This window comes from Saliphagus sp. LR7 (assembly GCF_003344565.1).
In the GTDB taxonomy this organism is placed as follows: Archaea; Halobacteriota; Halobacteria; order Halobacteriales; family Natrialbaceae; genus Saliphagus; species Saliphagus infecundisoli.
In genome coordinates this window covers 1-2,202 of record NZ_QPND01000059.1, presented here as the reverse complement: position 1 = coordinate 2,202, position 2,202 = coordinate 1, and the positions used below count along the sequence as shown (strand labels likewise).

Annotated in this window: 3 protein-coding genes; 2 read left to right on the top strand and 1 reads right to left on the bottom strand. The window is 61.3% G+C overall.

Features of this window, described 5'->3' with window-relative positions; all coding sequences use genetic code 11:
- The coding region (locus DVH23_RS24910) for a helix-turn-helix domain-containing protein (RefSeq protein WP_232833911.1) at nucleotides 1–226 on the bottom strand (226 nt) is incomplete at its 3' end.
- Nucleotides 227–387: 161 nt separating this feature from the next.
- Here DVH23_RS24910 and DVH23_RS24470 point away from each other — a divergent pair.
- Complete coding sequence (locus DVH23_RS24470; RefSeq protein ID WP_198668089.1) at nucleotides 388–846, top strand: hypothetical protein; 459 nt, start codon at nucleotides 388–390, stop codon at nucleotides 844–846.
- A 193-nt stretch (nucleotides 847–1,039) separates the two neighbouring features.
- Entirely contained in the window at nucleotides 1,040–2,050 is a 1,011-nt protein-coding gene (locus DVH23_RS23085; RefSeq protein ID WP_114579679.1) for a hypothetical protein, read from the top strand.
- Nucleotides 2,051–2,202 lie beyond the last annotated feature (152 nt).

Below are 2,202 nucleotides of genomic sequence, written 5' to 3'. Positions count from 1 at the left end.
ACCTGACCGGCCGGCCTTCGTGGCGAATGACGATACCGAGATCGGCGTAGAACGACAGGTGTGTTCGCGCCGATTCCTCCGAACAGTCCGCCCGCTCAGCGATCTCGGCGGCCGTCAGCGGCTCTCGCGTGTGCAGTACTGCTCCGTACACGCGCTGCTTCGTATCCTCGCCTTCAAAGGGCCTATCGAACGGGGGTGGACCGTCGCGGCGAGCATCTCCAGTCATACTTCCACCAACGGGACTAGACCATATATTCCTTTCTCTGCCCAAAATATATTGTTCATCGTCCTGGTCACGATGGGATCTCCTATTCGCTAACAGGGAATCTTCTCGTGAAGTCAATTCGGCTTCGGTGTGTTGTTCGCCGGTCCCGAGGGTCGAGACCGATGACCTCAGACATTGACCCAGTGAAAGCCGCTGTCATGTGCGAAGAGTGTGGAATCGCACAGCCCTACCATCCAGTCCTCGCCGTCGAGTGTCCCGACTGTGGCGCCGCACCCGGTCGGAAGTGCCAACGACCGAGCGGCCACCGGGTCCGCAATCCACACGCGGACCGGGTCAACGCCGCGTACGACGCGGGTTACACGAAATGCCCCTGCAAAACCGACAACGCTGTTATCTGCGCCGGGTCGACCGTCCCCGAGGGCGTCCCCTTCGACACCGACGCGGTGACGATCGAAGCCACGCCCGACGAGAAGGAGCAGCTTGATCCCGATGTTCTCCCCGAACTGCCCTGTTCGCTGGGCGACGACGGACTCCCTCCAGCCGGATCCCAACGTGCCCGACAGTCGAACACGACCGAGAAATCAAATAACCAACAAACACTCACCACCTTCGATAACTGAACCACCGCTTCGCTCGACAGCACGCCGGTTTTCGAGGACTATCGTCGAGTTATGTCGTTACCCACAGGAAAGGCAACCCGCGGTGTGTGGGGTAACTGACTACAGACTCTCCAAGCACCGATCGGCGTGCGTTCAGTTTCACTTTCACCGCGGTTCACGGAGATTAACGAGACTCCACCACGAACCATATCACATGAGCTACTACGATGACGACCGCTGGGAGTTCGATCCCGAAGGCGAAGGCCGAATCGAGCCCGATCCGACCACCTCGACCGCTGTTGATGATGGAAGCTACGAGCGCGGCGACGACTCCCTCGAGGACGACCACCTGAGCTATCCGGATACGCCCGGCCCGGAATCCAACGGTGACGAACCGAGCGAACACCGCTGTGCGTGTGGTGCCCCGCTCGACCCCGGCAGAACGAAATGCGACTTCTGTCTCACGAGGGAGGTCGAGTACGAGAACGCCGAGGAGTCCGACACCACCCGTGAAGTCAGAGGCGTGATTCATGTCCTCGTCGACGCGAGCAGCGAAGCCAACGCCGTCTGCATCGCCCAAACCGTGTTCGAGGATATCGCCGACCACTCGTCCGCTCCGTCGATCGACGGTATCGACGAGTGCGAACTCGTCGCCGAACTCGATGGCGACCTCGTCGATCGGTTCGCTCAGGAATGGGGCCAGCTGCCCGCTGCGGCCCCAGTCGCCTCGAGCGCCGGCCAGCGCCAACTCGATACGATCCGACAGAACGCCGGCCACGACTACCTGCGGGCGAGAGATGGCGACACCGAGGACAACCGCCCGACGCTCGATCCCGTCCTGTTCGACGCCGACGGCGACCCCATCACCGATATCGAAGACGTCGGCCAGCTGATCGCCGGAGGCACGCTCGAACGCACAAGTCTCGAGTGGGAGACGGTCGGCGCCAGCAACAAGGACGGCCAAACCTGGATCGTCCCGGCAATCGCTCTCGAACACGCGTCTGTGTCCGACGCTACTCGCGAACAGTCTCGTGACAGCCCGACGCGCTGTCTCCTCGAGTGTCGCGAGTGTACTGAAGAGACCCGCCATCGCTTCGACGGCTTCAACGCGGTTCCGGATCCGGCGTGGGAGGACGATCCCGTCTGGAAGTGCACTCGATGCGGGATGGCTCGACATGGCCCCGTTCCGAGTGCTTCGACAGCAAAATCTCGCTCTCATCCCTGAGGCGACGATACACCCGGTAGTCTCTCGCTGAAGCGTTGTTTTACCCGGGAGGGATCAGGGCAGACGAGAGTAGTCAGCGAGTGACGCTGATCAAACAGGCGACATCGGGCATCCAGGACAACGTCGAACAGTTCGAAAGCCATGAAGAAGTC

What these genes read in the sequence shown, in the direction of transcription:
- DVH23_RS24470 (WP_198668089.1), top strand. Translation starts at nt 388, where the DNA reads ATGACCTCAGACATTGACCCAGTGAAAGCCGCTGTCATGTGCGAAGAG.
- DVH23_RS23085 (WP_114579679.1), top strand. Translation starts at nt 1,040, where the DNA reads ATGAGCTACTACGATGACGACCGCTGGGAGTTCGATCCCGAAGGCGAA.